Annotated in this window: 22 protein-coding genes and 1 pseudogene; 9 read left to right on the top strand and 14 right to left on the bottom strand. The window is 73.5% G+C overall.

Annotation, left to right across the window (positions count from 1 at the left end):
- Window positions 1-67: 67 nt before the first annotated feature.
- Window positions 68-757, top strand: coding sequence for a DUF4191 domain-containing protein (locus V6U88_RS04765; RefSeq protein ID WP_334450119.1), 690 nt, complete (start codon window positions 68-70; stop codon window positions 755-757).
- 76 nt (window positions 758-833) lie between these two features.
- Here the strand turns inward: V6U88_RS04765 and V6U88_RS04760 are convergent, their stop codons facing one another.
- The gene (locus V6U88_RS04760; RefSeq protein WP_442934566.1) at window positions 834-1,235 is read right to left on the bottom strand and encodes an RDD family protein; all 402 of its coding nucleotides are present in this window, start codon (window positions 1,233-1,235) and stop codon (window positions 834-836) included.
- A gap of 255 nt (window positions 1,236-1,490) precedes the next feature.
- Between V6U88_RS04760 and glnA (V6U88_RS04755) the strand changes: the two genes are divergently transcribed.
- Complete coding sequence (gene glnA / locus V6U88_RS04755; protein ID WP_334450117.1) at window positions 1,491-2,915, top strand: type I glutamate--ammonia ligase; 1,425 nt, start codon at window positions 1,491-1,493, stop codon at window positions 2,913-2,915.
- 237 nt (window positions 2,916-3,152) lie between these two features.
- On the opposite strand, the gene V6U88_RS04750 is transcribed toward glnA (V6U88_RS04755), so the two are convergent.
- From V6U88_RS04750 to mptB (V6U88_RS04730), 5 genes and pseudogenes are all read right to left on the bottom strand, one after another.
- The gene (locus V6U88_RS04750; RefSeq protein ID WP_334450115.1) at window positions 3,153-4,328 is read right to left on the bottom strand and encodes an iron-containing alcohol dehydrogenase; all 1,176 of its coding nucleotides are present in this window, start codon (window positions 4,326-4,328) and stop codon (window positions 3,153-3,155) included.
- Between the two features lie 603 nt (window positions 4,329-4,931).
- The gene (locus tag V6U88_RS04745) at window positions 4,932-6,041 is read right to left on the bottom strand and encodes an NAD(P)-dependent alcohol dehydrogenase (RefSeq protein WP_334450113.1); all 1,110 of its coding nucleotides are present in this window, start codon (window positions 6,039-6,041) and stop codon (window positions 4,932-4,934) included.
- A gap of 105 nt (window positions 6,042-6,146) precedes the next feature.
- Window positions 6,147-6,289: pseudogene (locus V6U88_RS04740) on the bottom strand (GMC oxidoreductase); the annotation flags it as partial.
- Between the two features lie 276 nt (window positions 6,290-6,565).
- Window positions 6,566-8,038: a polyprenol phosphomannose-dependent alpha 1,6 mannosyltransferase MptB gene (mptB, locus tag V6U88_RS04735; RefSeq protein ID WP_442934565.1), complete on the bottom strand. Its 1,473-nt coding sequence runs from the start codon at window positions 8,036-8,038 to the stop codon at window positions 6,566-6,568.
- Window positions 8,039-8,052: 14 nt separating this feature from the next.
- Window positions 8,053-9,462 (bottom strand): polyprenol phosphomannose-dependent alpha 1,6 mannosyltransferase MptB, encoded by a 1,410-nt coding sequence (mptB, locus tag V6U88_RS04730; RefSeq protein ID WP_442934564.1) that lies wholly within the window; start codon window positions 9,460-9,462, stop codon window positions 8,053-8,055.
- Window positions 9,463-9,497: 35 nt separating this feature from the next.
- Here mptB (V6U88_RS04730) and V6U88_RS04725 point away from each other — a divergent pair, with 35 nt between their 5' ends.
- Window positions 9,498-11,129, top strand: coding sequence for a hypothetical protein (locus tag V6U88_RS04725; RefSeq protein ID WP_334450110.1), 1,632 nt, complete (start codon window positions 9,498-9,500; stop codon window positions 11,127-11,129).
- A 293-nt stretch (window positions 11,130-11,422) separates the two neighbouring features.
- On the opposite strand, the gene V6U88_RS04720 is transcribed toward V6U88_RS04725, so the two are convergent.
- The gene (locus tag V6U88_RS04720) at window positions 11,423-12,022 is read right to left on the bottom strand and encodes a helix-turn-helix domain-containing protein (RefSeq protein ID WP_334450596.1); all 600 of its coding nucleotides are present in this window, start codon (window positions 12,020-12,022) and stop codon (window positions 11,423-11,425) included.
- Between the two features lie 104 nt (window positions 12,023-12,126).
- On the opposite strand from V6U88_RS04720, the gene V6U88_RS04715 reads away from it, so the two are divergent.
- Window positions 12,127-13,773, top strand: coding sequence for a methyltransferase domain-containing protein (locus V6U88_RS04715; RefSeq protein WP_334450108.1), 1,647 nt, complete (start codon window positions 12,127-12,129; stop codon window positions 13,771-13,773).
- Window positions 13,774-13,780: 7 nt separating this feature from the next.
- Here the strand turns inward: V6U88_RS04715 and V6U88_RS04710 are convergent, their stop codons facing one another.
- Together V6U88_RS04710 and V6U88_RS04705 are read right to left on the bottom strand one after the other, a co-directional pair.
- Window positions 13,781-16,792, bottom strand: a complete 3,012-nt coding sequence (locus V6U88_RS04710) for a bifunctional [glutamine synthetase] adenylyltransferase/[glutamine synthetase]-adenylyl-L-tyrosine phosphorylase (protein WP_334450107.1) — start codon at window positions 16,790-16,792, stop codon at window positions 13,781-13,783.
- Window position 16,793: 1 nt separating this feature from the next.
- Window positions 16,794-17,561 (bottom strand): type 1 glutamine amidotransferase, encoded by a 768-nt coding sequence (locus V6U88_RS04705; protein ID WP_334450106.1) that lies wholly within the window; start codon window positions 17,559-17,561, stop codon window positions 16,794-16,796.
- An 80-nt stretch (window positions 17,562-17,641) separates the two neighbouring features.
- On the opposite strand from V6U88_RS04705, the gene V6U88_RS04700 reads away from it, so the two are divergent.
- A complete protein-coding gene (locus tag V6U88_RS04700) occupies window positions 17,642-18,571 on the top strand; it encodes a S66 peptidase family protein (protein WP_334450105.1) in 930 nt (309 codons plus the stop codon).
- Between the two features lie 228 nt (window positions 18,572-18,799).
- Window positions 18,800-19,252, top strand: coding sequence for a hypothetical protein (locus V6U88_RS04695; protein WP_334450104.1), 453 nt, complete (start codon window positions 18,800-18,802; stop codon window positions 19,250-19,252).
- 127 nt (window positions 19,253-19,379) lie between these two features.
- On the opposite strand, the gene V6U88_RS04690 is transcribed toward V6U88_RS04695, so the two are convergent.
- From V6U88_RS04690 to glnA (V6U88_RS04675), 4 genes are all read right to left on the bottom strand, one after another.
- Window positions 19,380-19,757 (bottom strand): VOC family protein, encoded by a 378-nt coding sequence (locus tag V6U88_RS04690; RefSeq protein ID WP_334450103.1) that lies wholly within the window; start codon window positions 19,755-19,757, stop codon window positions 19,380-19,382.
- Window positions 19,758-19,877: 120 nt separating this feature from the next.
- The gene (locus V6U88_RS04685) at window positions 19,878-20,570 is read right to left on the bottom strand and encodes a helix-turn-helix transcriptional regulator (protein ID WP_334450101.1); all 693 of its coding nucleotides are present in this window, start codon (window positions 20,568-20,570) and stop codon (window positions 19,878-19,880) included.
- A gap of 35 nt (window positions 20,571-20,605) precedes the next feature.
- Complete coding sequence (locus V6U88_RS04680; protein ID WP_334450100.1) at window positions 20,606-21,031, bottom strand: DUF350 domain-containing protein; 426 nt, start codon at window positions 21,029-21,031, stop codon at window positions 20,606-20,608.
- 80 nt (window positions 21,032-21,111) lie between these two features.
- The gene (glnA, locus tag V6U88_RS04675) at window positions 21,112-22,461 is read right to left on the bottom strand and encodes a type I glutamate--ammonia ligase (RefSeq protein ID WP_334450099.1); all 1,350 of its coding nucleotides are present in this window, start codon (window positions 22,459-22,461) and stop codon (window positions 21,112-21,114) included.
- 214 nt (window positions 22,462-22,675) lie between these two features.
- On the opposite strand from glnA (V6U88_RS04675), the gene V6U88_RS04670 reads away from it, so the two are divergent.
- From V6U88_RS04670 to V6U88_RS04660, 3 genes are all read left to right on the top strand, one after another.
- Window positions 22,676-24,436, top strand: coding sequence for an NAD+ synthase (locus tag V6U88_RS04670; RefSeq protein WP_334450098.1), 1,761 nt, complete (start codon window positions 22,676-22,678; stop codon window positions 24,434-24,436).
- Between the two features lie 160 nt (window positions 24,437-24,596).
- Window positions 24,597-25,442, top strand: a complete 846-nt coding sequence (gene panB / locus V6U88_RS04665) for a 3-methyl-2-oxobutanoate hydroxymethyltransferase (protein ID WP_334450097.1) — start codon at window positions 24,597-24,599, stop codon at window positions 25,440-25,442.
- Window positions 25,443-25,504: 62 nt separating this feature from the next.
- Window positions 25,505-26,023 carry a hypothetical protein gene (locus tag V6U88_RS04660; protein ID WP_334450096.1) on the top strand — a complete coding sequence of 173 codons (519 nt, stop codon included), beginning with the start codon at window positions 25,505-25,507 and terminating at the stop codon, window positions 26,021-26,023.
- A gap of 57 nt (window positions 26,024-26,080) precedes the next feature.
- Here V6U88_RS04660 and npdG read toward each other — a convergent pair whose 3' ends face one another.
- Window positions 26,081-26,779, bottom strand: coding sequence for an NADPH-dependent F420 reductase (gene npdG, locus V6U88_RS04655; protein WP_334450095.1), 699 nt, complete (start codon window positions 26,777-26,779; stop codon window positions 26,081-26,083).
- Between the last annotated feature and the right edge of the window lie 28 nt (window positions 26,780-26,807).

The raw sequence follows: 26,807 nt of genomic DNA, 5'->3' as shown, positions 1-26,807 counted from the left end.
AGGCGACGTAAGGTACTCAGCCGGGCGCGGATCATCCGCGGCGGCGGCGACCACTAGACTCAGGGGCATGGCAAAGCCCCAGGAGAAGGTCTCGTTCGGCCAGCGGCTAAAGCAGATCGGGATGGTGTTCCGGTTCACCGCCAAGCAGGACAGGTGGTTCGCGCCGCTGACCGCCGCGGCGGTGCTGATCCCGCTCGCGCTGACCGTGGTCGCGGTGCTCCTCTGGGGTTGGCTCTGGCTGCCGGTGGGCATCCTGATCACCCTGCTCGCCGTGCTGATCGTGCTCAACCTGCGGTCCAACAAGGCGATGATGAACGCGGCCGAGGGGCAGCCCGGCGCGGCGGCGCAGATCATGGAGAGCATGCGCGGCGACTGGCGGGTCACCCCGGCGGTCAGCTCCACCACGCAGATGGACATGGTCCACCTGGTGATCGGCCGCCCCGGCGTGATCCTGCTGGCCGAGGGGAACCCGCAGCGGGTGCGTGGCCTGCTCGGCCAGGAGAAGCGCCGGCTGGCCAAGGTGATCGGCTCGGCGCCGCTCTACGACTACGTGATCGGCCAGGGCGAGGACGAGCTGCCGATCCGCAAGCTGCGGATGACCCTGATGCGGCTGCCGCGCAACCTCCAGGGCAAGGACGTCAACGCGCTGGACAAGCGGCTCAAGGCGCTCACCGCCCGCCCGCAGATGCCCAAGGGCGCGATCCCGAAGAACATGCGGCCGCCGCGCGGCGCGTTCCGCCAGTCGCGGGGCCGCTGACCCCCGTCGTACGCCGAGGAGCCGGGCCCCCTGCGGGCCCGGCTCCTTCGTCTTCCCCGCCCCGAGGGCGGGCGGGTCAGCGGCGGGGTGCGTCGGCGATGACGGAGCCGGTGAGGCGGTCGTGCAGGCCGCGCCGGTGCGCGTCCATGAGCAGGGCGGGGACCACCAGGGCGAGCAGCAGGCCGCGCAGCAGGGCGCGGAGCAGCCCGATCCGGCCGCCGTCGGTCCAGTCGAGGCAGCGGACCCGGGTGATGAACATGCCCGGGGTCTGCCCGAACAGCCCGAGGAAGAAGCCGTACTCCACGATCAGCACGACGACGGGCGCCCAGCCGTCGCGGACCGGGTCGGCGAAGATGTTGGACGCCAGCAGGCAGAGCACCCAGTCGATCACCAGCGCGCCGAAGCGGCGGCCGAGGCTCGGGGGCGTGAAGGCGGCGTCCGCGGCGGGCGGCACCGGTACGGCGGCGGGGCTGGTCACAGCGGTCAAGGGTAGCGGGGGCGTCCGGTGGCTCCCGGATCGGCACGCATCGCCGAAACGGGCCAACCGCATCAATCAGCCACTCACCCTCCCAGCGGGTATGGTCCGAACGGTGACCTACTGGGGGCTGAGCGGCGCGGATGACGCTGCGCGAGCGACGTAACACGGCGGAAACAGACGAGACACGGCCGGGCAACCGCGCGGTCATAGCGTCGCCAGTGCCCAGCCAGCGGAGTGGACGTGCCAGGAGGACGTGTGTTTGCCAATCCCGAGGAACTCCTGCGATACCTCAAGAACGAGGACGTGAAGTTCGTCGACGTACGTTTCTGTGACCTGCCCGGCGTGATGCAGCACTTCAACCTGCCGGTCGAGTCCTTCGACGACAGCGTCTTCACCGACGGCCTCGCGTTCGACGGCTCGTCGATCCGCGGCTTCCAGGCGATCCACGAGTCGGACATGCTCCTGCTCCCGGACGTCGCGAGCGCCTTCATCGACCCGTTCCGCACGCAGAAGACCCTCGCGCTGAACTTCTTCATCCACGACCCGTTCACCCGCGAGGCGTACTCCCGGGACCCGCGCAACGTGGCGAAGAAGGCCGAGGCTTTCCTGGCGGCGAGCGGCATCGCCGACACGGCGTACTTCGGCGCCGAGGCGGAGTTCTACATCTTCGACTCGATCCGCCACGAGACCTCCGCCCACCAGTCGTACTACTACATCGACTCGATCGAGGGCGCGTGGAACTCCGGCCGTGAGGAGGAGGGCGGCAACCGCGGCTACAAGACCGCGTACAAGGGCGGCTACTTCCCGGTCCCCCCGGTGGACCACTACGCCGACCTGCGCGACAGCATGGTCCGCCGCCTGATCGACGCCGGCTTCACGGTGGAGCGCTCGCACCACGAGGTCGGCACCGCCGGCCAGTCGGAGATCAACTACAAGTTCTCCACCCTGCTGCACTCGGCCGACCAGCTCCAGCTCTTCAAGTACCTGATCAAGAACGAGGCCTGGGCCGCCGGCAAGACCGCCACCTTCATGCCGAAGCCGCTCTTCGGCGACAACGGCTCCGGCATGCACACCCACCAGAGCCTCTGGCTCAACGGCGAGCCGCTGTTCTACGACGAGACCGGCTACGCCGGCCTGTCGGACACCGCCCGCTGGTACATCGGCGGTCTGCTGCACCACGCGCCGTCGCTGCTGGCCTTCACCAACCCGACGGTCAACTCGTACCGCCGGCTGGTGCCGGGCTTCGAGGCGCCGGTCAACCTGGTCTACTCGCAGCGCAACCGCTCGGCCTGCACCCGCATCCCGGTCACCGGCAGCAACCCGAAGGCCAAGCGGGTCGAGTTCCGGGTGCCGGACCCGTCCAGCAACCCGTACCTCGCCTTCTCGGCGATGCTGATGGCCGGCCTGGACGGCATCAAGAACAAGATCGAGCCCCCGGCGCCGATCGACAAGGACCTGTACGACCTGCCGCCGGAGGAGTGGGGCGACGTCAAGCAGGTCCCGGGCTCGCTGCCCGCCGTGCTCGACGCCCTCGAGGCCGACCACGACTACCTGCTCGACGGTGGCGTCTTCACCCCGGACCTCATCTCGACCTGGGTGAACTGGAAGCGGGCCAACGAGGTCGACCCGGTGCGCCTGCGCCCGACCCCGCACGAGTTCGCCATGTACTTCGACTGCTGAGCCCGATCAAGGCGCTGACCTGGACCAACAGGATTGTCACTGATCTTGGGTACAGGTTGGGTACAACCTCACGAACGGCGGTCATGCCCGGCTCACAGCCGGCGTGACCGCCGTTTCGTGTTGACCGAGCGCGCTGTCAATGAGCAGCCGCAGTCCGTGTATCCCCCATTGCGCCGGCCGTTGGTGGAACTGTCAGGCTGCAGCGGACTGGAACTCGCTTCCGTGGGCTGCCCCAGCTCAGTCCCACTTCTCTTCCCAGGCTGCTCGATACAGATCTGCCATTTCTTCTGACGTCGGCACACGGGGATTCAACCCCGGCCCACCTGTGAGGAAAGCTTGTTCAGTCATGGTGTCGATCTGTTCGAAGTACCGCTTCTTGTCGAGACCGTAGAACTGCATGGACGGCAGTCCTAGATCCCGGTTGAGCGCCGTTAGCTCGTCCGCGACCAGCTGGGAAGCGGTTGCGTCGTCGTGGCCCTCCGCAGCGAGCCCCAGCGCCCTGGCAGCCGCGGCGTATCGTTTCTGCGCGGCGTTGGTCGACCACCGGTGCACGGTCGGCATCACCATCGCGTTCGACACCCCGTGCTGGATGCCGAACAGGCCCCCGAGTGGAGCGGTCATACCGTGCACCAGGGTGACACCAGCGCTGGTGAACGCATAACCTGCCTGTGTTGCGCCCAGCATCACCTGCCGGCGCGCTTCACGATCATTCGGCTGCCTGATGACGGTGCGCAGGTTTGGGCCGATCAGGCTCAACGCGCTCAGCGCCATGGCATCGCTGAAGGGGTTGGCTCCCGTGGAAGTATATGCCTCCAGCGAATGTGCGAGTGCGTCAATTCCTGTGGATGCAGTCAGCGAGGCGGGCACATTCAAGGTCAATTCGTAGTCGACGACCGCAGCGCTCGGGACGCAACTCTGCCCGAGGTACACGAGTTTCTCGCCTGTGGCAGAATCCTTGAGAATGCAGGCATTGCTTACTTCGGACCCGGAGCCGGCGGTGGTAGGGACGCAAATGATCGGCACGGAAACCCTACCCGCCGGAGTGTGCGGCACTACCCAGCGCCGGTAATCCTTTCCGAATGTCTCGGTGATGGCCAGCGCTTTGGCGGAATCCATTGCGCTGCCGCCACCAAAGGGGATCAGGCCGTCGTAGTCGTCGCTTTCGAATTTTTCGCGAAGGGTGTCGATCGAGGCCGTGGTCGGCTCGGGAAGGGTATTGCGAAACAGGCCGTACTCCACACCCGCCCCGACCAGTGGCTGAGTTATCTTCTCGATCAGGGGGCTGGCAGCGAGGAACTCATCTGTGATGATGAGCGGCCGGCTGACGCCGAACGACTGGCATATCTCGGCGAGTCGCTCAAGTCCGTCGGCACCAAATTCCACAAGTGCGGGAGAACGGAAACTTGTGAACATATCATCTACCCCTCTGTCAGGCGCTCCTTCGCGATGGCCAGGTTTCGCTGCATCTCGCCTCAGCGAGGCATCGTGAGGCCGGCATCGATCATCGCGAGAGAACTAGGACTGGAGTTTTCTCAACTCGTGAACAGTGCACCCCGTCAGCGAACCTTTGCGGGCACACCCTCCCACTTCGGGGGAGGCTGCTGACAACGAAGCCGCGATCTGGCGCGCGTCATCTGGCAGTTCCCGCTGAGCGGCAGGCCTAACCGGGTAGCGAAGGGGCGGGTTCTCGGTGCGCAGCAGACAGCGGCCGTCCACTTGACGTGGCATCGCCGGCCGCGGTTGCGATTCGCATCTTCGTCACCCTTAACTCGAATGATTGAAGCTCGAACCATATGTGGCGTTCAGGCGCTCGGTTCTGTTGCGCAGTGGAGTGCCAACCGCCACTTGGCATGCTCGATCGCCGCTGAGCAGGGTGCACCCTTTCGGGGCTACAGCTAATCCCGGGGCTGGGCGACGGCGTCGGTGGCGGGGGCGGCAGTGAGCGCGAGAGTCATGGCGAGGCTTGCGTCGGCCGCCCGGATGTAGCCGATCGTGGTCATGGAAGGGGCCCTTCGGTCAGGCCGCGTGGGTGAGGACGGCCTTGGCGGTGCCGCCTGTCTTCACATCGGCGACGGCGGTGTTGATGTCGGCCAGCGGGTAGGTGCTGATCATGCGGTCGAAGGGGAAGCGGCCCTGGCGGTGCAGGCCGAGCAGGCGGGGGATGAGGACACCGGGGGCCTGGTGTCCCATGACCGAGCCGGCGATGGTGCGGCCCTTGAGCAGTTCGAAGACGTTGGCGTGCAAGGTGGCGTCCAGGGCGGCGACACCGAGGATGGCGGCGGAGCCCAGGGGGGCGAGGGCGGCGATGGCGGTGTTCATCACCGCGACGACGCCCGTCGACTCGACGCTGTAGTCGACCCCGCGGCCGCCGGTCAGGTCGGTGATGGCCTCAGTGGTGTCGGCGGTTACTGCGTCCACCAGGTCGGTGGCGCCCAGATCCTTGGCCAGGGCGAGGCGTTCGGGCTTGGTGTCCACGGCGATGACACGCGTGGCGCCGCAGGCGACGGCCGCCATCAGCGCGGAGAGTCCGACCGATCCCACGCCGAAGACGGCGACAGTGCTGCCTGCCCGGACCTGGAGGGAGTTGAAGACCGCTCCGGCGCCGGTGACGATGCCGCAGCCGAGAGGGGCCAGTGTCGCCAGCGGTACCTCGTCGTCCACCTTGATCAGGCCGCGCGGGTGGGCGAGGCCGTGGCTGGCGAAGGAGGACTGGCCGAAGAAGTGGTCATGGACCGGCCCGGCACTGTCCGTGAGTCCGACCGAGCCGTCCGCGCGGCGGGACTCGAAGTTCAGCGGGACGTGTTGCTCGCAGTAGGCAGGCTGCCCGGACAGGCAGTTGCGGCAGGTGCCGTCGGAGTCGAGGCTGAGCACGACCCGGTCGCCGGGCCGGAAGCCGGTGACCCCGGAGCCGACGGCCTCCACGACACCGGCACCCTCATGGCCGAGGACGACCGGGTGCGGGGTGGGCAGACGACCCGCGGCGGCTTCCAGGTCGGTGTGGCACAGGCCGGCCGCGGTGTAGCGGACGAGGACCTCATCCGGACGCGGGTCCTCCAGTTCCAGCCGCTCGATCGAGAAGCCGTCCTGTCCGGTACGGGCCACTGCTGCGGTGACGGTCGTGGGCATGGTCTTCTCGCCTTCTGCTCAATGGGTTCGCGACGGTGAAGGTGCCGGTGCCGTACGGGGCTGGCTGCCTGGACGGCACCGGATCGTGCAGGAGCTGTGCCCCGGTCATCCGGCGCTGCGGCCGAGAATCAGGTCCGCGGCCTTCTCGCCGATCATGATGCTGGGGGCATTGGTGTTGCCGCTGGTCTCGTGCGGCATGACCGAAGCGCCGGCGACACGCCGCCCCGTATCCCGTGCACCCGCAACTCGGGGTCGATCAGAGACGTTGCTCCTGCTGCTCATTGTCGCCCACCTCGTTGTACCGATGTGGCGAGTTTGCCTGGGGACGCGGCTGTACGGATCAGCTCGGCTGATCTCTGAGGAGGGTCGGGGTTCGGGGCGGAGCCCCGAGGTCTTCCGGCCCGTTCCGTTCGTAACGGGAAGGCCGCCCGCCTCGATTGGCCCCGTTTGCAGCGTGTCGGGGTGTCAGGCGGCGCGGACAGCCCGACACGCCGCAAACGGGGTGGGTCAACGGCGGGCGGGGATCAACGTCGCACGGCGGGCGGGGCGGGGCGGTTCCGGCGCCACGCCCATACCGCGAGCGCCACCACCAGCACCGTCATCGCGATCGCCCCGGGGGCCTTGGTGTAGCGGGCCACCGACGTCCCGCCCGGCAGGGCCAGGAAACAGGCCAGCGCGCTGGGCAGCACGAACCAGGTGGTCCGGGCCGCCGAGACGGCGAGCACCAGCAGCGGCCAGGTCGCGTACCAGGGGTGGAAGACCGGGGCCAGCACCACCGTGGCGGCCAGTGCGACCCCGGCGGCGGAGAGGGTCACCCGGGGGCGGGCCGCGGCCAGCCGGTGCACCCGCTGCCGGACGTCGTTGAGGGCGCGCAGCGCGGTCCAGGCCCGCCACCAGAGCAGCACCAGCAGCGCCGCGAGCAGCACCAGCGCCACCGCCCGGGTGACCGGCACCGCCCCCGGCTCCCGCCCGGCCCACTCTGCCAGGTAGTCCACGACGACCCCGATCGCGGTGGGCGGGGACGTCCACTGCTCGTTGTCGCCGCTACGGGCCAGCCCGACGAGCCAGCCGAGGCCGAGCCCGGACAGCGCCGAGGTGGCGGCCAGCGCGGCCAGCACGCCGCCGGCCAGCCAGCCCCCGTCCCGCAGCAGCGCGCGTGGGGTGTAGCGGCCGAGCACCGCCGCGAGGGCCGCGAACGGCAGCACCACCACGGCGGTGGCCTTCACCGTCACCGCCAGCCCGAGCAGCACCCCGGCGACCAGCAGCGCCTTCGGGCTGCCGGGCAGCCGGACCAGCACCAGCAGGCCGAGCAGGAGCAGCCCGAGCAGCAACGCGTCGTTGTGCGCGCCGGCCACCAGGTGCACCCCGACCAGCGGGCAGGCCAGCGCCAGCCAGGCCGCCCGGGCGGTGGGCACCCCGGCGGCCCGGGCCAGCCCGGGCAGGCAGAGCGCGGCCAGCAACACCCCGGCCAGGGCGACCAGCCGCAGCAGCACGACGGTGCCGACCAGGCCGCCGCCGAGGGTCGCCGCCAGCGCGGCGAGCAGCATGAAGAACGGGCCGTACGGTGCGGGGGTGTCCCGCCAGATCGGGGCCACCGAGTCCACCCAGGGACAGCCGGCCGCGGCCACCCCCACCTCGTACGGGTCGTGGCCGGCCGCGTGCGACCAGCCCTGGCAGGCGTACGAGTAGACGTCCCGGCTGCCCAGCGGCGGCGCGGCCAGCAGCGGGAGCAGCCAAAGCCCGGCGGTGAGGTACGCCCACCGGGTCGACGGCGCACCCCGGCGCAGCGACCACCAGGCCCCGACCAGCAGCGCCGTGCCGAGCAGCCAGCAGCCCAGCGCCCACGGCCCGTACGCGGCCCGCCAGGGGTCGACGGGCGGGATGTCGGGCAGCGCCCCGCCCAGCCAGCCGGCGACGGTGAGCAGCACCGCACCGGCCAGGCCGGCGTACCGGGCGAGCCGGGCCCGGCCGGCGGGCGGCGGCCCGGCGTCGGTCACCGGCAAACCTCTCCTCAGTCCGCGGGGGCCGGCCGGCGGGCCGCCCGAGCCGACCGTACCAACCAGACGGCCACCACGATCACCAACAGCGTCATCAGCGGCGCACCGGGCATCTTGGTGTACCGGGCCAGCCCGGTGCCGTCGGCCAGCACCAGGAACGATGACACCAGCGCGACCAGCGAGAACCATCCGGTGCGCCGCGCGGTGGCGGCCAGCACGGTCAGCGGCCACATCCAGTACCAGGGGTGGAAGAGCGGGGACAGGGCCACCGTGGCGGCCAGTGCCAGCCCGGCGTGCCAGAGCGGGTCCCGGGTGCGGGCCCGCCACCACAGCCACACCAGCAACACGGCGAGGACCAGCACGCCGATCGCCCTGGTCACCGGCAGCGCGTCGATGTGCGCGCCGAAGAGCGCCGCGACGTACCCGACCGTCTGCCCGACCGCGGTGGACGGCGAGGTCCAGGCGATCACGAGGCTGCCCTGCTCCAGCCCGCTGATCCAGCCGAAGCCCAGGCCCGCCGCGAAGGTCGCCGCGGCCGTCGCGGCGAGCGCCCCGCCGACCACCGGGCCGCCGTCCCGGATCAGCGTCCGGATCCGGTACGGCCCGGCCATCGCGGCCAGCGCGGCGAACGGCACCACCACCAACGCGGTGATCTTCACGGCGGCGGCGAGCCCGAGCAGCACTCCCCCGGCCAGCAGCGCCCAGCGGCGACCGGGCCGGGACGCCACCACCGCCAGCCCGGCGACCATCAGGCCGACCATCAGCGCGTCGTTGTGCGCGCCGGAGATCAGGTGCACGCCGACCAGGGGGGACGCCAGCGCCAGCCAGAGCGCCCGCGGCACCGGAACCCCGCAGCGGCGGGCCAGCACCGGCAGGCACCAGGCGGTCAGCGCCAGCCCGGCCAGCGCCAGCAGCCGGAACAGCGCGGCGGCGGCGGTGAGCGAGCCGGTGACCTTGACGATCGCGCCGGAGATCATGACGAACAGCGGCCCGTACGGCGCGGGGGTGTCCCGCCAGATGTACGAGATGGTGTCCAACCACGGGCAGGGCAGCGCGGAGACGCCCTGCTCGTACGGGCTGATCCCGGCCGCGTAGCTCGCGCCCTGGCAGGCGTACGCGTAGACGTCCCGGCTGCCCAGCGGCGGCGCGACCAGCAGCGGGACCAGCCAGAGCCCGGCGGTGACCAGCGCCCAGCGGGCGGACGGCACCCGGTCGCGCAGCGACCACCAGGCCCACGCCATCAGCCCGGTGCCAACCAGCCAGAGGCCGATGATCAGCGGACCGTGACGCCCCTGCCAGATGCTGACCGGGGTGGGGCGCAGATCCCCGTCGGGCAACGCGCCGCCGAGGTACGCGGCGAGGGCGAGCAGCGCCGAGCCGGCCAGGCCGAGCCAGCGCGAGAGGTGGTGAGGCACGTCCGACATGCTGCCAGTACCGTGGTCGCGGACCGGAGGTGGGCATGCGGCGCAGCAGGGTGGTGGGGCTCTCCGCCGTCTGCGCCGCCGTGGCGGGCGGGGTGTGGCTGGCTCTGCCGCCGACGGGTTCGGATCTGTCCGCCCAGGTGGCGCGGGCCGACTTCTTCGCCGCGCACGGCACCGCCCTGGTCGACCTGCGCTGGTACGGCGGGATCCACCCGCTCGGCTACAGCCTGGTCTCCCCGCCGCTGATGGCCACTTTCGGGGTCCGCGTCACCGGTGTCCTCGCCCTGGTCGCGGCGGCCACCGCGTTCGCCGCGTTGCTGGTGCGCACGCCGGTGCCCCGTCCCCTGCTCGGCAGCCTGGTCGGGGTGCTCACCATCACCGGCAACCTGGTCTCCGGACGGGTCACCTACGCCCTCGGCGTGGCGTTCGGCCTGGCCGCGCTGCTCGCCCTGACCCTGCCGGCGCACGCCCCGCCCGCCCGCCGCTGGGCGCGCCCGGCCCTGGTCGCGGCCGGCGCGCTGCTGGCCTCGGCGACCAGCCCGGTCGCCGGGCTCTTCGTCGGCCTGGCCGGTGCGGCGCTGCTGCTCACCCGCCGGTACGCCGACGGCCTGCTGCTCGGCGTCGCCGCCGCGCTGCCGCTGGGGGTGACCGGGCTGCTCTTCGGCGAGGGCGGCTGGATGAACATCAGCCGCACCGACACGCTGCGGGCGGTGCTGACCAGCCTGGTGGTGGCGCTGGTGGCGTACCGGCCGGTGCGGGTGGGCGCGCTGCTGTCGGCGGCGGGGGTACTGGCGGCGGCGCTGGTGCACACCCCCGTCGGGTTGAACGCCACCCGGCTGGTGGTGATGTTCGCACTGCCGGTGCTGGCCGCCGCCGCCCGACCACCCCGCGGGCTGGCCGACCGGCTGCGCGCCGCGTCCCGGGGCCGTACCCACGTCGGGGCGACGGCCCCGACCGGCGTGGCCCGGTGGCGCCGGGCGGGCGGCGGGGTGGCGCTCGCCGGGCTGCTGGTGGCGGTCTGCGCGTGGCAGCCGCCGGTGGTCGCCGCCGACCTGCGCAGCGTCGACGACCCGACGGCCGCCCGGTCGTTCTTCGCCCCGCTGCGGGCCGAGCTGGACCGGCGCGGGCTCACCGGCCGGGTGGAGGTGCCGCCGACCCGGAACTACTGGGAGGCCGCCCGGCTCGGAGAGGTGCCGCTGGCCCGGGGCTGGCTGCGGCAGGCCGACATCGACCGCAACCCGCTCTTCTTCACCACCGTGCCCGGGGCCGCCGGCACCGGGGTGCCGCTGACCGCCGACAGCTACCGGGCCTGGCTGGCAGAGAACGCGGTGCAGTACGTGGCCGTCCCCGACGCCCCGCTCTCCTGGGTCGGCCGGCGCGAGGCCGAACTGGTCACCGCCGGGTTGCCGTACCTGACCCAGGTCTGGTCGGACGAGCGGTGGCGGCTGTACGCGGTCGCCGACCCGACGCCGATCGTGGGCGCCCCCGGCGAGCTGGTCCGCCAGGACGCGGCCTCGCTGACGTTCCGGACCTCGGCTGCCGGCACGGTCCCGGTCCGGGTGCGGCACACCCGCTGGCTGACCGCCTCCGGCGGCGCGACCGTCGCCGCCGACGGGGACTGGACCACGGTCACCGTGCCGCGCGCCGGCACGTACACCCTGGGCGGCTGACCGCCCCGCCGGCCACGGCCGGACGGCCCCGGTCGACGATCGCGGCCGGCGGCCCCAGGCCGGCGGTCGCAGCTGGGGGTCCCGGCCGGCGGCCACGGTCGACGGACTCGGCCGCCGGACCCCGGTGTCCTGGCCGCGCCCTTTAGAGCTGATGTCGCAGACGATTCACGGCTGGCGCCGCGTCGAGCGCCGGGCGGCCACGGCCGGCAGCCGTGAGTCGTTCGTGTCATCAGCTCGAAAGGAGCGCCAACCGGACCCAGCGGCCAGAGCGAGGGCGGGCGGGCAGAAACGACTCAGCTCGGCTCGGAACGGACCGGGGAGGGGCGGGCGCGGACGTGCAGCCGCTCCCCCTGCGGCCCGAAGAGGCTGAGGATCTCCAGCGGCCTGTCGTGCGGGTTGCCGAACCAGTGCGGCGTACGGGTGTCGAACTCGGCGACCTCCCCGGCCTCCAGGGTCAGCTCGTGCCGGCCGAGCAGCAGCCGGCACCGCCCGGAGAGCACGTAGAGCCACTCGTACCCCTCGTGGACCTGCTGCTCGGGCTCCCCCGGCCGCCCGCCGGGCGGGTAGATCATCTTGTAGGCCTGCACCCCGCCGGGGCGGCGGGTCAGCGGCACGATGGTGACCCCGTTGCGGACCACCGACCGGAGGTTGACGCGGGGGTCTCCGGTCTCCGGCGCGCCGACCAGGTCGTCGAGCGGCACCTGGTGGAAGCGCGCCAGCGGGAGCAGCAGCTCCAGCGTGGGGCGGCGGCCGCCGGACTCCAGCCGGGACAGGGTGCTCACCGAGATGCCGGTGGCGGCGGAGAGCTGGGCCAGCGTCACGGCGCGCTGCTGGCGCAGCGCCCGCAGGCGCGGCCCGACCGCCGTCAGCACCTCGTCTTCGGCCGCGTCCACCATCGGGTCTTTTGCCATGTCGGCAACGATACTTGTCGGCCCGGCGAACGGCGTGGACGATCCGGAGCGGCGGCGGGACGGACCCGCCGGGAGGGGGCACGACGATGCGGGAGCAGCGGATCTACGACGTGGTGGTGGTCGGCGGCGGCGCGGCGGGACTCAGCGGCGCACTCACCCTGGGCCGGTCCCGCCGGTCGGTGCTGGTGGTCGACGGCGGTGCGCCGCGCAACGCCCCCGCCGGCCACGTGCACAACTACCTGACCAGCGAGGGCGTCACCCCCGCCGAGCTGTACAAGACGGGCCGGGCCGAGGTCGCCGGGTACGGCGTCGAGGTCGTCGACGGCACGGTCACCGGCGCGCAGCGGATCGAGGGTCCCGGCGGGGCGCGGTTCGACGTGGAGCTGGCCGACGGGCGGCGGGTGCGGTCGCGGCGGCTGCTGGTCACCACCGGGCTGGTCGACGAGCTGCCCGCGATCCCCGGCCTGGCCGAGCGGTGGGGCCGGGACGTGCTGCACTGCCCGTACTGCCACGGCTGGGAGGTGCGGGATCAGGCCGTCGGGGTGCTCGCCACCGGGCCGATGGCCACCCACCAGGCACTGCTGTTCCGCCAGCTCACCGACGACGTGGTGGTGTTCACGCACACCGGCCCGCCGCTGACCGCCGAGCAGGCGGAGCAGCTCGCCGCCCGCGGGGTGCGGGTGGTGGCGGGCGAGGTGGCGGCGCTGGAGGTGGCCGACGACCAGCTCAGCGGCGTACGGCTGCGCTCCGGCGAGCTGGTCGCCCGGCAGGCGCTGGTGGTGGCGCCGGCGTTCACCGCGCGGGCCGACCTGCTGGCCGGTCTCGGCCTGGACACCAGCGAGTTCGCCGTCGGCGGGCACGTCTTCGGCGACCACGTCGCCGCCGACGCGTCCGGGGCGACCGCGGTGCCGGGCGTCTGGGTGGCCGGCAACGTGACCGACCCGCAGGCCACCGTGATCGCCGCCGCGGCGGCGGGGATGAAGGCCGGCGCGGCGCTGAACGCCGACCTGATCGCCGAGGAGACCGCTCAGGCGGTCACCGCGCTGCGCGCCCGCACGGACACCGAGGCCCGGACCGGCGCGGGCGCCGTGGCCCGGACCGGCACGGACGCCGTGGACGCCGAGACGGCGCGGCACTGGGACGAGCTCTACCAGCGGCGGGAGCGGATCTGGAGCGGACGGGCCAACCCGCACCTGGTCGACGTCGTCGGGTCGCTGCCGGCGGGCACCGTGCTGGATCTGGGCTGCGGCGAGGGCGGCGACGCCGTCTGGCTGGCCGGTCGGGGCTGGCGGGTGACGGCGGTGGACGTCTCCGCGACCGCCCTCGACCGGGCGGCGACCGAGGCGGCGCGGGCCGGGGTGGCGGAGCGGATCGACTTCCAGCGGCACGACCTCACCCGGACCTTCCCGGAGGGCGAGTACGACCTGGTCTCCGCGCAGTTCCTCCAGTCGCCGCTGGAGTTCCCCCGGGCGGAGGTGCTCCGGGCGGCGGCGCGGGCGGTGGCGCCCGGCGGCCGGCTGCTGATCGTCGAGCACGGCGAGGTGCCGCCGTGGTCCCGACTGGCCCACCCGGACGTGCACTTCCCCACCCCGGAGGAGACGCTGGCCGAGCTGGACCTGGACCCGGACGGCTGGCGGACCGAGCGGCTGGACGCTCCCCGGCGCGCGGTCACCGACCCGGACGGGCAGCCGGCCACCCTGGTCGACCACCTGGTGCTGGTGCGCCGCCGCTGACCGCGGCTCAGGCCTCCAGCACCCGCTCCATCGCGGCCCGGGAGCGGCGGGCGGTGCGCAGGTACTCGTCGAGGAACTCGCCGGGGTCGTCCCGGCCCAGCAGCCGGACGACCCCGGCCAGCTCCACGCCGTGCCGGGGCAACTGGTCACCGGCGCGGCCCCGGACCAGCATGAGCGCGTTGCGGACCTGCGCGGCGAGCGTCCAGCCGGCGGCCATCTCGGCGGCGTCCGCCGGGTCGACCAGGCCGGCGTCGCGGGCTGCCGCGAGCGCGTCGAGGGTACGGGTGCCGCGCAGCTGCGGGTACGCCCCGGCGTGCCGGAGCTGGAGCAGCTGCACCGCCCACTCGACGTCGGCCAGGCCACCCCGCCCGAGCTTGGTGTGGGTGGCCGGGTCGGCGCCCCGGGGCAGCCGCTCGTTCTCCACCCGGGCCTTGATCCGGCGGATCTCCACGATCTGTTCACGGCTCAGCCCGTCGACCGGCCAGCGGACCGGCTCGACCAGCGCCTCGAACTCCGCGCCCAGGTCGGCGTCGCCGCAGACGAACCGGGCACGCAGCAGCGCCTGCGCCTCCCACACCTTCGACCAGCGGGCGTAGTACTGCGCGTACGCGGCGAGGCTGCGGACCAGCGGGCCCTGCCGGCCCTCGGGTCGCAGGTCGGCGTCGACGCCGAGCGGCGGGTCGGGGGCGGGCATGCCGAGCAGCCGGCGCAGCTCCTCGGCGATGCCGTGCGCGGCGGCGCTGGCGGCCTGCTCGTCGGACCCGGCGGGCGGCTCGTAAACGAAGAGCACGTCGGCGTCAGAGAGGTAGTTCGACTCGTACCCGCCGAGCCGGCCCATCCCGATCACGGCGAACCGCAGCCCGGGGGGCCCCGGCTTGGCGGCCCGCGCGGTGCGCAGCGCGGCGGCGAGCGTGGCGTCGGTGACGTCGGCCAGCGCGGTGCCGACCCCGGTGACGTCGGCCAGGGGCGCAGGCTGGGCACCCCGCTCCGGGCGCGGGGCGAGCCCGCCGGCCCGGCTGAGCAGGTCGGCGCAGGCGATCCGGACCAGCTCCCGCCGGCGCAGCGCCCGTACCGCCCGGATCGCCTGCTCCGGGTCGGGGTAGCGGGCCGCGGCGGCGGCGAATCCGTCGCAGAGCACCTCTCGGGTACGCGCGGCCAGCTCGCTCTCCTCGGCCAGCAGGCGCAGCGCCTCGGGCTCCCGGGCCAGCAGGTCGGCGGCGTACCGGGAGGAGGAGAGCACCCGGGCCAGCCGGCGGGCCACCGGGCCTTCGTCGCGCAGCAGCCGCAGGTACCAGGGGGTGCTGCCGAGCTTGTCGGAGACCTGGCGGTAGTTGAGCAGGCCCCGGTCCGGCTCGGGGGCGTCGGCGAACTCGCTGAGCAGCACCGGCAGCAGGGTGCGCTGGATGGCGGCGGTACGGCTGACCCCGCCGGTGAGGGCCTGGAGGTGGCGCAGCGCACCGGTGGGGTCGGCGAAGCCGAGGATCTCCAGCCGGTGGCGGGCCGCCTCCGGGGTGAGGCGCAGCCCGTCGGCGGGTACCCGGGCCACCGACTCCAGCAGCGGCCGGTAGAGCAGCTTGGCGTGCAGCCGGCGTACCTCGGTGGCGTGGGCGACCCACTCGGCGCGGAAGCTCTCCACGGCGCTGCGGCCCGGCGTGGCGGTGTAGCCGAGCGCGGCGGCGAGCCAGCGCAGCGCGGCCGGCTCGGTCGGCACGGTGTGGGTCCGGCGCAGGCCCTGGAGCTGGAGCCGGTGCTCGACGGCGCGCAGGAAGCGGTACCCGCGCAGCAGCGCCTCGCCGTCGGCGCGGCCGACGTAGCCACCGGTGACGAGCGCGCGCAGCGCCGGGATGGTGCCGGGCACCCGCAGCGACTCGTCGCCCCGGCCGTGCACCAGTTGCAGCAGCTGGACGGCGAACTCGATGTCGCGCAGCCCGCCCGGCCCGCGCTTGATCTCGCGTTCCAGCTCCTTCGGCGGGATGTTGTCGATGATCTTGCGGCGCATGGCCCGGACGTCGGAGACCGCCTCCGGCCGCTCGGCCGCAGTCCAGACCAGTGGAGCGAGCGCCTCGATCCACTCCCGCGCCAGGGCCAGGTCGCCGGCGGCCGGGCGGGCCTTGAGCAGGGCCTGGAACTCCCAGGTCCGGGCCCAGCGCTGGTAGTAGGCCAGGTGGCTGGCGAGGGTGCGCACCAGCGGTCCCCGGTTGCCCTCGGGGCGCAGCGCGGCGTCCACCGGCCAGGCGACCAGCCCGCAGACGCCGATCAGCCGGGCGGCGACGGTGGTGGCGACGGTCAGGTCCGCGTCGTCGGCGGCCACGAAGATCACGTCGACGTCGGAGACGTAGTTCAGCTCGTCGCCGCCGCACTTGCCCATCGCGACCACGGCGAGCCGGGGCCGGGGCGTCCCCGCGGGCAGCTCGTCGACGGCGATCTCGTACGCCGCCGCCAGGGTCGCGTCGGCCAGCGCGGAGAGCGCGGCCATGGTCTGCTCCAGGCCGCGCCCGCCGGTGAGGTCGGCCGCCGCGATCCGCAGCAGCGCCAGCCGGTACGCCTGCCGCAGCACCGCCACCGGCGCGGTGGCGGCGGTCAGCCGCCCGGCGGCGGCGAGGTCCAGCCGGCCGTCGGCGGTGGGCGCGAGCCCGTCCGGCGCGGTGGCCAGCACCGTCCACTGCTGCGGGTTGGCGACCAGGTGGTCGCCGAGCGCCGACGAGGCGCCGAGCACGGCGACCAGCCGCCGGCACAGCCCCGGGTCGGCGTGCATCGCATCCAGCAGCGCGGGCGGGTCGACGCTCCGGCGCTCCGCCTCGACCAGGCGGTGCAGCTGGCGCAGGGCCAGGTCCGGGTCGGCGGCCCGGGACAGCGCGGCCAGCAGCTCGGCGGCCCGCTCGTCGACGGGCTCCTGCTCCTCGACGCGCCACAGTCCGAGGCCGTCCGGGCCGAGCAGGTCGGCGGCGCGGGAGCCGCCGTCGGACTGCGCGGCGCCGAAGCCGTACCGGGCGAGCCGTCCCCTGGCCGGTCTGGTCATCTCACTGCCCGAGCAGCGGCAGGCTGCGCCGAGGGCTCTCGTCGTCCAACTCGCCGAGGGCCAGCGCGGCGAAGCGGACGGCGAACGGCTGCCAGACCTCCTCCACGTCGGCCATCACCCGGTCGCAGGCGGCGACCACCAGCTCCGGGTCGTAGCCCAGCTCGGCCAGCACGTCGGAGTCCCGGGCCCAGTCGGCGATCATCGCGGTGTCGCACTCGATGTGGAACTGCAACCCCCACGCCCGGTCCCCGAGGCGGAACGCCTGGTTCGGGTAGCGGGTCGAGGCCGCCAGCAGGGTCGCGCCCCGGGGCAGCTCGGTGATCTCGTCGGTGTGCCACTGGAGCACGTCCGGGATCAGCGGCACGTACCGGAACAGCGGGTCGGCGTCGGCGGCGTCCCGCTTGCCGACCACGCCGGGGCCGATCTCCGGCCCGGACGGGCTCCGCTCGACCAAACCGGCGTGCGCGGTGGCGAGCAGCTGCCCGCCGAGGCAGACGCCGAGGGTCGGCACCCGGTACCGGACCGCCTTGCGCAGCAGCCCCTCCAGCGCCGGGAACCAGGGCGCGCCGGGGCTGCCGTCGGGCAGCGGGTACGCCTGCTGCTCGCCGCCAAGCACCACCAGCGCGGCGTACCCCTCCAGGTCGGCGGGGAGCGCGTCGCCGGCGTGCGGGCGGAGCACCCGCAGGTCGAGGCCCCCCTCGGTCAGCCACTCCCCCAGCCGGCGGAGGTCGTCGGTCGGGTCGTTCTCGATCACCAGCGCGGTCGCCACGGTGTCGAGGCTAACGGGTGCCCGTCGCCGGCCCGGAACGGCTCGGCCGCCAGTCACGGCGCCGACTAGGCTCTGCCGCTGTGATCACCGACGAATGCCTGCGCCCGCCGGTCCTGCGCCCCGGCGACACGGTGATGCTCGTGTCGCCCTCCGGGCCGACCCGGCCGGAGCGGGTGGCCCGGGGCGTCGAGCTGCTGACCGGTTGGGGACTGCGCCCGGTGCTGGCGCCGAACGCGTACGCCCGGCGGGGCTACCTGGCCGGCGACGACGCGCTGCGCGCCGCCGACCTGAACACCGCCTTCGCCGATCCCGAGGTGCGCGGGGTGATCTGCACCCGGGGCGGCTACGGCGCGCAGCGGGTGGTCGACCTGATCGACATGGCCGCGGTACGGCGGGACCCGAAGGTGGTCGCCGGCTTCTCCGACATCACCGCCTTGCAGTTCGCGCTCTGGCGGGGCGCCCGGCTGGCCAGCGTGCACGGCCCCGGGGCGGCCTGGCTGGACGAGCGGACCCCGCTGCGCTCGGCGGAGTCGCTGCACGCCGTGCTGATGACCACCGAGCCGGTGACCGTCGCCGCCACGCCGGACGAGGAGACCTTCGCCGTGCGGGTGCCCGGCCGGGCGGTCGGTCCGCTGCTCGGTGGCAACCTCTGCCTGATCACCGCCTCCATCGGCACCCCGGACATGCCCGACCTGACCGGCGCGGTGCTGCTGATCGAGGAGGTGCAGGAGCCGCCGTACAAGGTCGACCGGATGCTGACCCACCTGCGCCGGGCAGGCGTACTGGACGGGATCGCCGGGGTGGCGGTCGGCCAGTTCACCGAGTGCGCCGACGGCTGGGACACCACGATCGTCGACGTGCTCACCGAGTGCCTGGGCGATCTCGGCGTCCCGGTCCTCGGCGGCCTCCCGGTCGGCCACGGCGTCGGCCAGCTCACCGTCCCGGTCGGCACCCTCGCCACCCTCGACGCCGACGCCGGCACCCTCACCGTCTCCCCCGCCGTCCGCTGACAGCCCCCCCGCCCCGGCCCGGGCCGCCCCGCCCCGGCCGGCACGGCACGGCCCGGTGATCAAGAAGTTTGCGTCGGGAAAGCCTCATCCCGCGACGCGAACTTCTTGATCACCTGTCAGGCGGGGGTGGGATTTTCAGCTGGGGGACAGGGTCGGCACGGGTCTGGTCCAGGTTCGGCGGTCACTGTCGGTGAGGTCATCGCACCACCACCGATCACTGGAGGACTGATGTCCCGCACGATGTCGAAGAAGCACCTGCTGGCCGGGCTCGCCGCCGCCGGAGTGCTCGGCCTGGGGATCGCCGCCCCCACGGTGGCCTTCGCCGAGGCCCCGACGCCGGGGGCCGGCAGCAGCGCCGAGCAGGGCACCGACCGGCAGCAGCAGAAGGCCGCCCGCCAGGGCGAGTTCGCCGAGGCGCTGGCCAAGGAGCTCGGCGTGCCCACCGAGAAGGTCACCGCCGCGCTGGAGAAGCTGCGCGAGCAGCGCAGGGCCGACCGCCCGGAGCGCCCCTCCGCCGCAGACCGGCAGGCCGCCCTCAAGGAGCGGCTGGCCCAGGCGGTCGAGGACGGCAAGCTCACCCAGGAGCAGGCCGACGCCATCACCAAGGCCGCCGAGGCCGGGGTCTTCCCGGGCCCGGGCGGCCGCGGCCACCACGGCGGCATGGGTACGCCCGGCAAGTGACCCGGGTGGCCCCGCCGTCCCCCACTCCGGCCGACGGTCTCCTCCCGGCCGGGTCACCCCCCCGGCGGGGCCACCCCCGTACCCGATCCGACCGCGCGCGGGCCCGACCGGCCCGCGCGCGGCGGCCTCACGCCTCGGGCGGCGGCGCGAAGACGCCGAAGTGGTTGCCGGCCGGGTCGAGCAGGTGGGCGAGGGTGAGGCCGTTGTCGGTGGACTTCAGCGGCACCAGCACCTTGCCGCCGGCCGCCTCGGCCTGCCGGCACGTCTCGGCCACGTCGGCCACCTGCACGTAGAACACCGCGTAGTTCGGGCCGGCCCCGCCGGTGGCCCGGATCGCGCCCTGGATCGACCCCTCCGGGCCCGGCGCCACCACCCGGTACGACGCCTCCGCGCTGCCCTGTTCGTCGAACGCCCAGCCGAACACGTCGGTGTAGAACTTCCCGGTCTCCTCGGGCCGGTCGGTACCGACCTCGAACCAGCTGACCGCGTTGGTGATCGTGGACATGTGTCGCCTCCCGTTTCGCGCGCCGGCCGGTCGGCCGGGCTCGTCGGGAGTCAGCCTCGGGGTCGCTCGCGACACCGTCCTGTCGGTGTTTTCCGACGACTCGGCCCGACAGGCGGAATCTCAGACCAGGCTCAGCGCGCGGACCCGCTCGCGGGGGATGTCCAGGTCGTCGCGGCGCAGCTCCCGGGTGACCACCTCGGGCAGCGCCTCCACCCCCAGGATGCGGTCGGTGCGGAAGCAGCGCAGCCCGTCGCGCAGGCGGCACCAGGCGAGCAGGTACCAGTGCCGGGGGTTGCCGAGGTAGCCCAACGGCTCGACCTCGCGGGCCGACGCCGCGCCCGCGCCGTCGGCGTACCGCAGGCGGAGCACGCGCCGCGCGGAGACCGCGTCGGCGACGACGGCCGGGACGGGCGTGGCCGGCCCGTCGCCGATCAGGTGCACCCGGCCGGCGAGCCGGTGCGCCTCGGCCGCGTCGGCGGCCGGCATCACCGCGAGCAGCTTGCGCAGCGCGGTGGCGCCCGCCCCGGCGAACGGCGTGCCGGCGAGCCGGTGCAGCGCGACGGCCATCGCGACCGCCTCGGCGGCGGTCAGGTTGACCGGTGGCAGGGTGTGCGCCCGGTCGACCACGTAGCCGCCGGTGCGGCCGGGCTCGGCCCAGATCGGCACGCCGGAGCCCTGCAACGCGGCGATGTCCCGCTCGATGGTGCGGGTGCTCACCTCGAAGCGCCCGGCCAGCCAGCGGGCGCTGCGCGGTCGGGGCGACACCGCCCGCAGCTCCTCCACCAGGGCGTAGAGACGGTCGGTGCGGTTCACCCCCGGAAACTAGGCCGGGGGTACGACAGCGGCGCTCAGGCGATGCAGGCGCAGACGATCAGCGCGGCGCCGAAGTGGGTGGCGGCGCTGACCCGGGCCGCCGGGTGCGGCTCCTCCGAGCAGATGACCTCGCCCAGCTTGCCCGGGGTGAGCAGGTCGAGCACGAAGAAGGCCAGCGCCATGATGGCCAGCCCGATCAGCCCGAAGATCACCGTGGAGGCGAGACCCTTGGCGAAGTCGCTGTAGCTGGTCAGGATCGCGGTGAAGACGATCCCGGCGATGCCGAGCTGGTTGGCGGCGAGCAGCAGCGCGGCGTTGCCGTTGCGCCGCACCCAGATCAGCTCGCGCAGCCTCCCCGGGGTCAGCACGTCGACCAGCAGGAAGCCGGCCGCCATCAGGGCCACCCCGACGACGCCGAACACCACGCTCTGCCACGCCCCGCTGAGCAGATCCTCCAGCACCGAATGCCTCCCGGCCTCCTACGCCCGGCGAGGATGCCGGCGCGGTGATCGAGACGATAGCGGCACCGCGCCACCGCGATCTAGAGCGACAGGTAACGCTGCCGCTCGTACGGGGTGACCTCGCGGCGGTACTGCTCCCACTCGGCGCGCTTGTTGCGCAGGAAGAAGTCGAAGACGTGCTCGCCGAGCACCTCGGCGATCAGCTCCGAGCCGGCCATCACGTCGATCGCCTCGGCGAGGTTCTCCGGCAGCGCCTCGTACCCCATGGCGCGACGCTCGGCGCTGGTCAGCGACCACACGTCGTCCTCGGCGCCCGGTGGCAGCTCGTAGCCCTCCTCGATGCCCTTGAGCCCGGCGCCGAGCAGCACCGCGAAGGCGAGGTACGGGTTGGTCGCCGCGTCCAGCGAGCGGACCTCCACCCGGGCCGAGTTCGGCTTGCCGTACGCGGGCACCCGGACCAGCGCCGACCGGTTCAGGTGGCCCCAGCAGACGTACGCCGGGCTCTCGGTGATCCGGTCCGGCAGCGCCAGCGGGAAGAGCCGCTTGTACGAGTTGACCCACTGGTTGGTGACCGCGGTGTACTCCCGGGCGTGCATCAGCAGCCCGGCGATGAACGACTTGGCCACCTTGGAGAGCTTCATCGGGTCGCCGGCGTCGTGGAACGCGTTGCGCTCCCCCTCGAACAGCGACAGGTGCGTGTGCATCCCGCTGCCCGGCTGGTCGGTGAAGGGCTTGGGCATGAAGCTGGCCTGCACGCCGGTGGAGAGCGCCACCTCCTTGACCACGTGCCGGAAGGTCATGATGTTGTCGGCGGTGGTGAGCGCGTCGGCGTAGCGCAGGTCGATCTCCTGCTGGCCGGGGGCCACCTCGTGGTGGCTGAACTCCACCGAGATGCCGATCCGCTCCAGGGCCAGCACGGCCTGGCGGCGGAAGTCGCGCGCGACGGCGTGCGTGGTGTGCTCGAAGTAGCCGCCGGTGTCCACCGGGGTCGGCACGGAGCCGTCCTGGGCGCCGTTCTCCAGCAGGAAGAACTCGATCTCCGGGTGGGTGTAGAAGGTGAAGCCCTTCTCGGCCGCCTTCGACAGCATCCGGCGCAGCACGTGCCGCGGGTCCGCCCAGGAGGGTCCGCCGTCGGGGAGCAGGATGTCGCAGAACATCCGGGCGCTCTCGCCGCTGACCCCGCCCTCGAAGGGGAAGACCTGGAAGGTGGTCGGGTCCGGCATGGCCACCATGTCGGACTCGAAGACCCGGGCGAAGCCCTCGATCGCGGAGCCGTCGAAGCCGATGCCCTCCTCGAAGGCCGCCTCCAGCTCGGCGGGGGCAACCGACACGCTCTTCAGCGTGCCGAGCACGTCGGTGAACCACAGCCGGACGAACCGGATGTCCCGCTCTTCCAGCGTACGGAGGACGAACTCCTGCTGACGGTCCACTTCCCCAACCCCTCGCGACACTCTTCGTCCGCCTTCGACCGGGCTGCGCCCGACCTGACCGCCCAGTCTCCCCGGGCCTCGTTACGCCGACGTTACGCGAAGCGCCGCCGGCCGTCCCGTCGTGTCCCGCCGGCCGGGCGGCCGCTCGCCCGGGTGGCCGCCGTCTCGTCCCGGCCACCGGTACGCTCCGCCGACGCTGGGGCAAGATGAGGACATGCCCACCCTGCGTCTCGCCCTGTCACAGGTCAACCCGACCGTCGGCGACCTCGCCGGCAACGCCGAGCTGGTCCGCACGTGGAGCCGCCGGGCCGCCGACGCCGGCGCCCAGCTCGTCGCGTTCCCGGAGATGATGCTGACCGGCTACCCGGTCGAGGACCTGGTCTTCCGCCGCTCCTTCGTCGCGGCGTCGAAGGCCGCGCTGCAGCGGCTCGCGGCCGACCTGGCCGCGGACGGCCTCGGGGACCTGCCGGTCGTGGTCGGCTACCTGGACGCGGACGGCCCGCCACAGGTCGGCGGGGACGCCCAGCCCGGCCGGGGCGCCCGCAACGCCGCCGCGCTGCTGCACTCGGGCGGCGTCGCGGCCACCTACTTCAAGCACCACCTGCCCAACTACGGCGTCTTCGACGAGGACCGGTACTTCCTCCCCGGCGACGCCCTCACCGTCGTCCGGGTGGGCGGGGTGGACGTCGCCCTGACCATCTGCGAGGACCTCTGGCAGGCCGGCGGCCCGTTCGCGGTGGCCCGGCAGGCCGGGGTGGGGCTGGTGGTCAACATCAACGGCTCGCCGTACGAGCTGAACAAGGACGACATCCGGCTGCCGCTGGTCCGCCGCCGGGCCGCCGAGGCCGGCGCGCCCATCGCGTACGTCAACATGATCGGCGGCCAGGACGAGCTGGTCTTCGAGGGCGACTCGATGATCGTGGGGGCGGACGGCACGCTGCTCGCCCGCGCCCCGCAGTTCGTCGAGCACCTGCTACTGCACGACGTCGAGCTGCCCGAGGCGGGTCCGGACCGGGCGGACGACGAGGAGTTGGCCGACGGGATGCGGATCGTCCGCCGTACCGTCGGGTCCATCCCGGCGTCCCCGGCGGGCCCGGCGGCCGTCGGCGGGGTGATGGAGCCGGTCGCCGACGAGGCCGAGGTGTGGCAGGCGCTGGTGCTGGGCCTGCGCGACTACGTCAACAAGAACCGCTTCCCGTCGGTGGTGCTGGGCCTGTCCGGCGGCATCGACTCGGCGGTGGTGGCCGCGCTCGCCGTCGACGCGCTCGGGCCGCAGCGGGTGGTCGGGGTGTCGCTGCCCAGCCAGCACTCCTCGGAGCACTCCCGCGCCGACGCCGAGGACCTGGGCAAGCGGACCGGCCTGGACTACCGGGTCGAGCCGATCCAGCCGATGGTGGACACCTTCCTGGCCAACATGTCGCTGTCCGGGGTGGCGGTGGAGAACCTCCAGGCCCGGGTCCGGGGCGTGATCCTGATGGCGCTGTCGAACCAGGAGGGCCACCTGGTCCTCACCACCGGCAACAAGAGCGAGCTGGCGGTGGGCTACTCGACGCTGTACGGCGACTCGGTCGGCGGCTTCAACCCGGTCAAGGACGTCTGGAAGACGCTGATCTGGCGGCTGGCGAAGTGGCGCAACGCCGAGGCGGCCACCCGGGGCGAGACCCCGCCGATCCCGGAGAACTCGATCGGCAAGCCACCGTCGGCCGAGCTGAGCCCCGGCCAGCTCGACAGCGACAGCCTGCCCGAGTACGACGTGCTCGACCCGATCCTGATCGGCTACGTCGACGGCGACCTGGGCCGGGACGGGCTGGTGGAGTCCGGTCACGACCCGGCGGTCGTCGACCGGGTGCTCCGACTGGTGGACCTCGCCGAGTACAAGCGCCGGCAGTCCGCACCGGGCACGAAGATCTCCATGAAGGCGTTCGGACGCGACCGGCGGCTGCCCATCACCAACCGGTGGCGCGAGGACGGCTGAGCGGTCCGTTCCGGTGCGGCGGCGACCGATCCCGGTCGCGCCGCGCCGGCTCCGCGGAGTGAAATCCTGCACTGCGCCCTGCCGTGAGGCGGTCGTCCGGTGCGACGATCGCGGCGGAACCCGGGGACCGCGACGGCGGCCTCGAGGAAAGGAGACAGTCATGGTGGAGTCCACCCCGACCGAGGTGACCGCCCTCTACGGCGGCCCGGCCACCCGGCGGGTACGCACCCGCGACCTGATCGCCGCCAAGGAGCGCGGCGACCGCTGGTCGATGCTCACCTCGTACGACCAGTACACCGCTTCGATCTTCGACGCCGCCGGCATCCCGGTGCTGCTGGTCGGCGACTCGGCGGCGAACAACGTGTTCGGCTACGAAACCACCCTGCCGGTGACCGCCGAGGAGCTGCTGCCGCTGGTCCGGGCCGTGGTCCGGGCGACGAAGCACTCGCTGATCGTCGGCGACCTGCCCTTCGGCTCGTACGAGGAGGGCCCCACCCAGGCCCTGCGCACGGCGGTGCGGTTCATGAAGGAGGGCGGCTGCCACGCGGTGAAGCTGGAGGGCGGCCGGCGCTGCGCCGACCAGATCGCCGCGATCGTCGGCGCCGGCATCCCGGTGATGGCGCACATCGGCTTCACCCCGCAGAGCGAGCACACCCTGGGCGGCTACCGGGTCCAGGGGCGCGGCGACGCCGCCGACGAGGTGATCGCCGATGCCCGGGCGGTGGCCGAGGCAGGTGCCTTCGCGGTGGTGCTGGAGATGGTGCCGGGCGAGGTGGCCAAGCGGATCACCGCGGAGCTGCCGATCCCGACGGTGGGCATCGGCGCCGGGCCGGACACCGACGCCCAGGTGCTGGTCTGGCAGGACATGGCCGGGCTGCGTACCGGCCGGGCGCCGCGGTTCGTCAAGCGCTACGCCGACCTGGCCGGGGCGCTGTCCGAGGCGACCCGGCGCTTCGCCGACGAGGTACGCGGGGGCGAGTTCCCCGCCGCCGAGCACACCTTCTGACGGACGCCCCGGGGCGCGGCGGCGGGACACCGCCGCCGCGCCCGTCGGCGGACAATCGTCGGGTGTTCGACTTCGGCATTCCCGGCTACCGGCCGGTCTGGCTGCACCGGTGCTCGGAGGTCGCGGCGGCCCACGGTGAGCGGCTGGCGGCGCTGGCCGGCCGGCGCCTGCGCCACGTCTGGCTGGTGTGGAACCTCGACGACGACTCCTGGTTCGCCGACTGCCCGGTGCTGCTGGACTTCTCCGGTGAGCAGGTCGAGGTCAACCACCAGAAGTTCGCCGACCTCTCGGTCACCTGGAACTCCATCTCGCCCACCGGCCCGGTCACCTGGCCCGACTTCCACCTCGCCTGGCGCAGCGACCCGCTGCCCGAGCTGGCCGCACTGGCGGGCCAGCCGCTGCGCGCGGTCACGCTGCTGGAGCTTCAGGTGCCGCGATGGGACCTCGCCAACGGCAGCACCGCCCTCGGCCTGACGTTCCCCGGCGGCGACGTGGTCCTCCACAACGGCCTCGACGAGAACGCGTTCGCCTTCGGCCCGCCCGACCCCGGCTACCGCCGCCATCCGCTGCCCCGACCATGATCGGGGACGGACGCCGCGGGTGCCGTCGCGGACGGACCCGACGGTGGGCGGCGTCGGTCAGATATCGGTGACGCGGATGCCGGCGTGCGCCTTGTAGCGCTTGTTGATGGCGATCAGGTTGGCGGTGAACGCCTCGATCTGGTGGGCGTTGCGCAGCCGGCCGGCGTAGATGCCGCGCATGCCGGGGATCCGGGCGGCCAGCGCGCCGACGATGTCGACCAGTTCCCGGTCCTCGGTGCAGATCAGCACGTCGAGGTCGATCCGGTCGATCTCCGGGTCGGCCAGCAGCGGCGCGCTGACGTGGTTGAACGCCGCGCAGACCCGGGAGTCCGGCAGCAGGGCGGCGGCCTGCTGCACCGCGCTGCCCTCGGGGACCGGGAGGGCGTACGGGCCCTGCTTGTCGAAGCCGAGCGGGTTGACGCAGTCGACCACGATCTTGCCGGCGAGCGGCTCGGCGAGGGCGGCGACGGTGGCGGCGTGCCCGTCCCACGGCACCGCGATGACGACCACGTCGCTGCGGCGGGCCACCTCGTCGTTGCCGGCCCCGGTCACGCTCGCCCCGGCCGGCAGGCCCGGCAGCGCCCCGATCTCGGTGGCGGCCTCCGCGGCCCGCTCGGCGGAGCGGGAACCGATCAGCACGGTCTGCCCGGCCCGGGCGAACCGGTAGGCGAGGCCCCGCCCCTGGTCGCCGGTGCCACCGATGATGCCGACGGTCAGCCCGGAGACGTCGGGCAGCGTGGTCGCGTCGTAAGCCATGCCGTCATCCTCGCAAACCGCCCGGCCC

The sequence above is a fragment of the Micromonospora sp. CPCC 205739 genome, assembly GCF_036906795.1.
In the GTDB taxonomy this organism is placed as follows: Bacteria; Actinomycetota; Actinomycetes; order Mycobacteriales; family Micromonosporaceae; genus Micromonospora.
Note: the sequence above shows the minus strand (reverse complement) of the source record. Positions and strands in the feature narration are given on the sequence as shown.